Below are 6,754 nucleotides of genomic sequence, written 5' to 3'. Positions count from 1 at the left end.
AGAAACAAAAACATGCAGGCATCAAACTAAAACAACAACCAGAAGGTCAGGAGAAACAAAAACATGCAGGCATCAACAGGAATGATGCGAACAACAACGCCAGGTATTTTACGCCTGTAGGTTGATTGATAACAGTTGAACCACCCTATAACAGACGTTTTGAGCCGCGGACATATGAACCTGGACAACAACGCAGCCCCGGGCGTGAGCCCCGGGAAACTCAGCACAGGAAAGTCAGTACATTTATTGTATATTGTATAAAGACACACCCAAACATATCCAAAATGAATCGTAACATCCTCCCGAGATTAATATTTATCATCGCCGGCATCTTCTCCGTTTCTCTGGCATATGGCCGACAGCTTAGTTCCTCCGACACTACAACATTAATACACACCGGAGACCAGGCCCCGGCAGTTTTGTTTGAAACGGCCCCTGGTAAAACGAATAGTTTTGCGGATTACAAGGGAAAAATAGTCTTCATTAATTTCTTTGCCACCTGGTGTGGCCCTTGCCGGGCTGAGATGCCATACCTGAATGAAAAAGTATGGAAGGCACACAAGGACAATCCGCGGTTTGTGTTCCTGGCGTTTGGCAGAGAGCATAACTGGAAGGAAGTAAATGAATTCCAGGGCAAAATGAAAGTGGACTATCCCCTGCTACCGGACATAAACAGAAACGTTTTCGGAAAATTTGCTACGGCATACATTCCCCGCAATATGATTCTTGATGAAACCGGAAAAGTAATCTGGGAGTCTTCGGGGTATAATCAGGAAGAATTTGAAAGGATGCTCCTGGTGCTCGATGAAAAGCTGAAGTGAAAAGCGTCCTAGCCGTTTTACATAAAAATTAATCTTCCCCTGACTATAACTAAAGGAGCCGCAACGAAGATAATTGCGGCTCCTTTAGATGTAGCGCTTCTCAAAAAACACGCGGTCATAAACAGCCTACAGCCGCAATCCGAATTTCTCCAGCGCCGCCACAGTGGTATCGTACGCATGGTGGCAGATGCCATTGACGCCAAGGCCGTTGGCCACGTCCACAAACATGGAGCGGTCTTCCAGGTACACCACTTCTTCCGGCGCCACCTGCGCAATATCCAGCGCTATGCGGTAAATGTCCGCATCCGGCTTACGGAAATGCACAAAACAGGAGGAAATATAAAAGTCCACAAATTTCGAGATACCGAAATAATGAATGCGGTGCTCATTGAGCTCCCGCCCTTCGTTGTTGACGATGGCTATCTTCAGTCTATACTTTTCTTTGAGCCGCGTTACCAGTTCAATCATCTCCGGATAGGGAGCTGACTGGGCAAACATAAAATCGCGGAACTGCTGCCGGGTGAAAGAGCGGTCTTCATAAAACACGACCCTGCTAAAGTATTCATCGAGCGTCAGTTTACCCACCTCGTAGGTGTCAAAGGTAAGGTGGTGGCGCTCTTCTGTTTCCGCTGCGTCCAGCTGAAAAGTCTCCACCGCCAGCTTGCGCGCTTTGCGGTCCCACCCGTTGGTCAGCAGTACGCCGCCAATATCCAGGAATAATGTGGTGATTGGTGTTTGGTTCTCCATCGGAATCTAGTAAATTTGTACGGCTAATATAAGCTATCTCCTGTTTAAACCCGCTCCACATGATGAATATACGGAAAGCCGATGTCAGCGATATGTTGGCCCTGCGTGACCTCTTCCAGGGCACTATCCGTGCGGTGAACGGCAAAGATTACAATCCTGAACAGGTAGCAGCATGGTCCGGCCGGGGCAACCGACTTTCTTCGCTGGAGAGGCGCATCAACACCCAGCATTTTTATGTGGCGGAAACGCCGGAGAAAGTGATTGCCGGTTTCGCCTCGCTGGAAGATGACGGGGAGTTTGACATGATGTTTGTGCACAAGGATTTTCAGCGGCAGGGAGTAGCCACTTTACTGGCAGAACAGATTATTCATAAAGCGCAGGAATTAAAGCTGCCGGCACTGACCGCCTATGTGAGCATTACAGCGAAACCTTTTTTTGAAAAAATGGGATTTGAGGTAGTAAAGGCACAAACAGTGGATATTGATGGGGTCATGCTCAACAACTACGAAATGACAAAAAAATTGGTTATTTAAAATAGAGGGAAGATAATACTTCCATCGTTTTTAAATAACCAATTCGTTGCCTGGCAAATTATTTCTTGTCCTTCAATTCCTGTATATATCCGTTAAAAGTGATCGGCTGGCGGTTATTGCTGGTCACCTGTACGGTAGCATAACCACTGCTGGTGATGGTCACGTTTATATTCTGTATGTCCTTGTCAGCAGGTTTGATGTTGACGTCCCAACCATCTTTTTTGCGGGGATTGGAAGAATATTGAAAGTCTTTGGTTTTAAAATCCAGTGGTGATTTAGTAGAGCCATACGGTGCGGAATAGGCCCGGCCGAAATAAGGCAGGTAACTGACGATCGAGTCCGGGGTGACGACCAGGTTAAAATCCGGCGTGATCTGTCTTACGCGGCCACTCATGGGAGACACGCTCTGCGGGATGAACACGTAGGTTTTACTGTCTACCATCGCCTTTACAGCGGCTTCTTTGGCGGCTTCTCTGGCAGCTTTTTGCTGGGCTTTTGTCTGAGCGTAGCTACCTGTGAAAAGGAAGGAAAAAAGGGAGAGGAAGAACAATGCTTTTGCTGCAAATGAACTTTTCATAATATAAAGATTTACATCACTATAAAGTACGAATATCGTACCAGATCTAAACTCTAAACCCGGACCATGCCCAACCCTTACATTTCGTTGTTAAAGACCGCCTGGAAATATGCGCGAAAAGAACGTAAAAAATACGTTTTGGTGTACCTGCTGTTCATACTGGCCAATGTTTGTTTTTCGCTGAACCCCTTGTTATTCGGGTGGTTTATTGGCCGGGTGCAACAGGATACCGCCAACCTGCCCCGATACACCCTGTTGTTTGCCGGCGGTTACCTGGGGCTGAAGCTGCTGGAATGGGCCTTCCACGGGCCTGCCCGGGTGATGGAACAGGGACTCTCCTTCCGCCTGAGCCGCAATTTCCTGCAGGAACGTTACCACCAGGCGCTACACCTGCCTGTAAAATGGCACCAGGACAATCACAGCGGCAGTGTCATTAACCGTATCCGTAAAGGATATGAGGCCCTGAAGGAATTTTTCTCCCGCGGGTTTATGTACCTCCATGCCCTGTCCAAGCTGTTTTTTTCACTGGGGGCCATGTTGTACTTCTCCCCGCTGTACGGCGCCATCGGTGTGGTACTGGGCATTGGCTGCGTGTATTTTCTCGTGCTGTTTGACAAGCCATATATCCGCACACTGGAGGAAATCAATGAAGGAGAACACGTGGTGTCAGCAACGCTGTTTGACAGTCTGTCCAATATCATGACCGTGATCACGCTCCGGCTGGAGAAAAGCATGGAGAGCGGCCTGCTGGGAAAGATCGCCCGCATATGGCCTTCCTTCCGGAAAAATGTAGTCATCAACGAATGGAAATGGTTTGTGGCAGAAATGATGATCACCGTGATATATTGTGTGATCACCATCGGTTATGTGTTCCAGCATTGGGTGCCGGGAGAGCTGTTTTATGTGGCCGGACTGGTGACGCTGCTCGGATACGTAAACCAGTTCACCAGCGTGTTCCAGGACGTAGCCTGGCAATATACGGATATTGTGCAGTACAATACTTCCGTGGAAACCGCCACCAATATCAGCGATGCCTATAAAGAGCATCACCGGGCCGATGCTGCGCCCGAACTGCCGGTCAACTGGCAAACTATTGATATCAGTCAGCTTAATTTCTCCCACCTGCCTTCCTATGACGAAGGGCATGCCCCGCAAAGCCTGCACCAGTTGCAGGTACAGATAGGCAGAGGGAAAAAGATAGCGCTCATCGGGGAAAGCGGCAGCGGCAAAAGCACGCTACTGGCCATACTGAGGGGGCTGTACGAACCCGAAGAAGGCACGCAGGTGGCGGTCAACGGAGAGGCGTACCCGTTAGCCACCATCCATGAAAGCGTGACGCTGTTCCCCCAGGAGCCGGAAATTTTTGAAAACACCATTGCGTATAATGTTACCCTGGGACTGCCGTTTAGCAACGAAGAGATCATGGAGGTATGCGAAGCGGCCCACTTTTCGGAAGTGGTGGCCCTGCTGCCCGGCGGGCTGGAGTCCGATATCCGGGAAAAAGGCGTGAACCTTTCCGGCGGACAGAAACAGCGGCTGGCGCTGGCGCGGGGTATCCTCGCTGCACGCGACAGCGACGTTATCCTGCTGGACGAACCGACCAGCAGCGTAGATCCGAAGACAGAAGCGATGATCTACAGCAAGATGTTCCAGACCTTCGCCGATAAAGCGATCGTGTCGGCGATGCACCGCCTGCACCTGTTGCCGCAGTTCGATTATATCTACGTACTGCAACAGGGCCGTGTGGTGGCGGCAGGTAACTTCCGGGAACTGCGCGACCATAGCGCCGTTTTTCAGGAATTATGGAAGCATCAGGAAAACAAATAATTTTTTTAACTAATATTTATTATCATTGCAGCCGTTTTTTCATCCTATGGAGGTTCTCTCCCAGCCTATCTATCACCCTATGAGAACATATGCAGGAAATTTCGCTGTACGACTTAAAACGCAAACTGAGGACAAGCGAGAACCCGGACGAAGTGATCACCTTATTGAGACGGCATTTGCAGTCCTTCAACCGGCGGGAATTGTCAGAACTGTTATGCGAGCTGCTGGAGTACCAGGAAATTTTTTTTGAAGCGGCTGAACTATTGATTGAAGAAGGTGGCGCAGACATCCACTATAAAAAGGAAGGCATGATCCCGATCATCTTCTGTGCCGTGGGGGCCAACAAACCCATGGCGGTGGAGTATGCGCTGAAGAAAGGCGCCACGCTGCGCATAGACAGCCCGGATTACCTTTATGCTATTGCGTATATCTTTCAGCAACACCGGCTTACGGCCATCACCGACATGCTGCTGGTCCTGATACGACATAATATCCATTTCGATTTTGTGCTGGACAGCCTGGACACGCCGCTGTCATTGGCCACGCGGCATAACAGCAACCGGGAGGTGATCGAATTTCTGCTGGCTGAAAATGTACGCAAATATGTATATGATGAAAACGGGCTGACAGCTATTCATTATGTACCATTCGCCAAGGCGCCCAACCTCTATAAAATCATGATCACCGGCATGGCCGACATACAGGTAAAAACCAAATTCGCCACCAGCCTGGAACCTGTGTCAGAAGTGGTGATTAAAGTCAGCGAGCACAGTACGTTTGAAGAATATATTTATGAATCGCTCAACGCTTTTTTAGTGAACCGCCACCGGATGTACGATGATATTTTTGAGAAGTATTATTACCGGCTGCATATGATCGCCGAACACATTTCACAGATACGGACAAAATACGGAGAAGCAGGGTGAAGGTTTTTTATATTCAATTAATATTGTATATTGTTGGTATTGACCATTTCCCAAAAAATCCAAAAAAGACCAAAAATGCTCTCTACCCTGACTTTCCTTGCCGCCGCGTTTTTCGTGGCCCACGTTGGACTTCTCTTTACCTCCTTTGGCAAAAAAGGTTTCCAGAAAACAAAATACCTGTGGTCACATATCACCCTGTGGATCACCGGTGTGTTGGCGTGTATCATTACCCTGCTCTTTGCAGGCAAATCTGTTTCCGGTGTGATTGATGTATTTGACACACCGATGAAGTCATCTTTGTTGATCGTATTGTCACTGGTATTGTCGCTGGTGGCGCATACCATTGTAAAAACGATGGTATTGCCTAAATACCAGTAATTAATTACGAATTACAAATTACGAATTACGAATTGAGGACTTCCTGTTGGAAGGTTATTTAAGTAACCTTGCTGTATAGAAGCCCTAAATTCGTAATTCGTAATTCGTAATTCGTAATTCGTAATTCGTAATTCGTAATTCGTAATTATTTTTTGACTACCAGTCCCTGGTTGGGCACGTACTTATCATATTCCATCACACGGGCTACGCGAAGCGCTTCTTCCTCTCCTTTCAGTTTGGCTACAATATGCAGTGCGCCGTCTATTCCGGCCGAGATGCCGGCAGTAGTGATGATGCGGCCATTGTCCACATAGCGGACGTTGTCCAGCACTTTGGTACGGGGCAGTTTTTTCCGTAAGTTATCAATCTGGTCGTGATAGGTGGTAGCCGTTTGATTGTCCAGCAGGCCTGCATTACCGAGAATGAAAGCGCCGGTGCATACGGTGAAATAGCGGTCCGTGTTTTTGTCGCGGGATTTTATCCATGCCATCACTTCGGGGTCTTCCGCGGTGGGGCCGGCATTACCGCCAAAGACCGCGAGCATATCGGCCGGCGGGGCGTCTGCGAGGCTGTAGTCCGGCAGTACTTTGAGTACTCCCTGGGCGATGACCGGTTTCTTTTCCTTTGCTACGGTAAAAACCTGGAAGCCTGCGTCTGTAAATACCTCGAGCGGACCGGCAAAGTCGAGGATCTCGATGCCGTCGTACAGGAGGAAACAAACACTCATGCGTTTCTCCGCGGTGTCTTTTTTCATAAGTTTCATACCACAATGCGGACATTTTCCGGGCTTATGAAAGATGATGGTGTCGCAGGGACCGCAGGGAGGACAGACATATTTTGCCTGGTCCTGCGCAAAAAGCAGGCATGGCGCCAGCAGGAGCATTAACAGCAGCTGTTTCATGAAATCAAGAATTTATATCGCAAAGCTAGGAAGCAGGCAGTATC

At 48.6% G+C, this 6,754-nt stretch carries 8 protein-coding genes; 5 read left to right on the top strand and 3 right to left on the bottom strand.

Annotated features, from left to right (window positions below):
• Positions 1–284 precede the first annotated feature (284 nt).
• Complete coding sequence (locus ACTJJS_RS10875) at positions 285–821, top strand: TlpA family protein disulfide reductase (RefSeq protein WP_440663703.1); 537 nt, start codon at positions 285–287, stop codon at positions 819–821.
• Between the two features lie 126 nt (positions 822–947).
• On the opposite strand, the gene ACTJJS_RS10870 is transcribed toward ACTJJS_RS10875, so the two are convergent.
• The gene (locus ACTJJS_RS10870) at positions 948–1,568 is read right to left on the bottom strand and encodes an HAD family hydrolase (RefSeq protein ID WP_440663702.1); all 621 of its coding nucleotides are present in this window, start codon (positions 1,566–1,568) and stop codon (positions 948–950) included.
• A gap of 59 nt (positions 1,569–1,627) precedes the next feature.
• On the opposite strand from ACTJJS_RS10870, the gene ACTJJS_RS10865 reads away from it, so the two are divergent.
• The gene (locus tag ACTJJS_RS10865; RefSeq protein ID WP_440663701.1) at positions 1,628–2,101 is read left to right on the top strand and encodes a GNAT family N-acetyltransferase; all 474 of its coding nucleotides are present in this window, start codon (positions 1,628–1,630) and stop codon (positions 2,099–2,101) included.
• Positions 2,102–2,159: 58 nt separating this feature from the next.
• Here the strand turns inward: ACTJJS_RS10865 and ACTJJS_RS10860 are convergent, their stop codons facing one another.
• Positions 2,160–2,678: a DUF4251 domain-containing protein gene (locus ACTJJS_RS10860; RefSeq protein WP_440663700.1), complete on the bottom strand. Its 519-nt coding sequence runs from the start codon at positions 2,676–2,678 to the stop codon at positions 2,160–2,162.
• A gap of 66 nt (positions 2,679–2,744) precedes the next feature.
• Between ACTJJS_RS10860 and ACTJJS_RS10855 the strand changes: the two genes are divergently transcribed.
• The 3 genes from ACTJJS_RS10855 to ACTJJS_RS10845 all read left to right on the top strand — a co-directional run bounded on the left by ACTJJS_RS10855 (position 2,745) and on the right by ACTJJS_RS10845 (position 5,809).
• Positions 2,745–4,505: an ABC transporter ATP-binding protein gene (locus tag ACTJJS_RS10855; protein ID WP_440663699.1), complete on the top strand. Its 1,761-nt coding sequence runs from the start codon at positions 2,745–2,747 to the stop codon at positions 4,503–4,505.
• Between the two features lie 89 nt (positions 4,506–4,594).
• Complete coding sequence (locus ACTJJS_RS10850; RefSeq protein ID WP_168872953.1) at positions 4,595–5,431, top strand: ankyrin repeat domain-containing protein; 837 nt, start codon at positions 4,595–4,597, stop codon at positions 5,429–5,431.
• Between the two features lie 75 nt (positions 5,432–5,506).
• A complete protein-coding gene (locus tag ACTJJS_RS10845; RefSeq protein ID WP_168872952.1) occupies positions 5,507–5,809 on the top strand; it encodes a hypothetical protein in 303 nt (100 codons plus the stop codon).
• 145 nt (positions 5,810–5,954) lie between these two features.
• Here ACTJJS_RS10845 and ACTJJS_RS10840 read toward each other — a convergent pair whose 3' ends face one another.
• Positions 5,955–6,710, bottom strand: a complete 756-nt coding sequence (locus ACTJJS_RS10840; RefSeq protein WP_440663698.1) for a DJ-1/PfpI family protein — start codon at positions 6,708–6,710, stop codon at positions 5,955–5,957.
• Positions 6,711–6,754 lie beyond the last annotated feature (44 nt).

This window comes from Chitinophaga sp. 22308, assembly GCF_052045305.1.
Taxonomy (GTDB): Bacteria; Bacteroidota; Bacteroidia; order Chitinophagales; family Chitinophagaceae; genus Chitinophaga; species Chitinophaga varians_A.
This window is presented reverse-complemented; position numbering and strand designations above follow the sequence as displayed.

Bases quoted from the DNA above. Each gene is read 5' to 3' on its own strand.
- ACTJJS_RS10850 (WP_168872953.1), top strand. From the start codon at position 4,595: ATGCAGGAAATTTCGCTGTACGACTTAAAACGCAAACTGAGGACAAGC.
- ACTJJS_RS10855 (WP_440663699.1), top strand. From the start codon at position 2,745: ATGCCCAACCCTTACATTTCGTTGTTAAAGACCGCCTGGAAATATGCG.
- ACTJJS_RS10845 (WP_168872952.1), top strand. From the start codon at position 5,507: ATGCTCTCTACCCTGACTTTCCTTGCCGCCGCGTTTTTCGTGGCCCAC.
- ACTJJS_RS10870 (WP_440663702.1), bottom strand. From the start codon at position 1,568: ATGGAGAACCAAACACCAATCACCACATTATTCCTGGATATTGGCGGC.
- ACTJJS_RS10840 (WP_440663698.1), bottom strand. From the start codon at position 6,710: ATGAAACAGCTGCTGTTAATGCTCCTGCTGGCGCCATGCCTGCTTTTT.
- ACTJJS_RS10875 (WP_440663703.1), top strand. From the start codon at position 285: ATGAATCGTAACATCCTCCCGAGATTAATATTTATCATCGCCGGCATC.
- ACTJJS_RS10865 (WP_440663701.1), top strand. From the start codon at position 1,628: ATGATGAATATACGGAAAGCCGATGTCAGCGATATGTTGGCCCTGCGT.
- ACTJJS_RS10860 (WP_440663700.1), bottom strand. From the start codon at position 2,678: ATGAAAAGTTCATTTGCAGCAAAAGCATTGTTCTTCCTCTCCCTTTTT.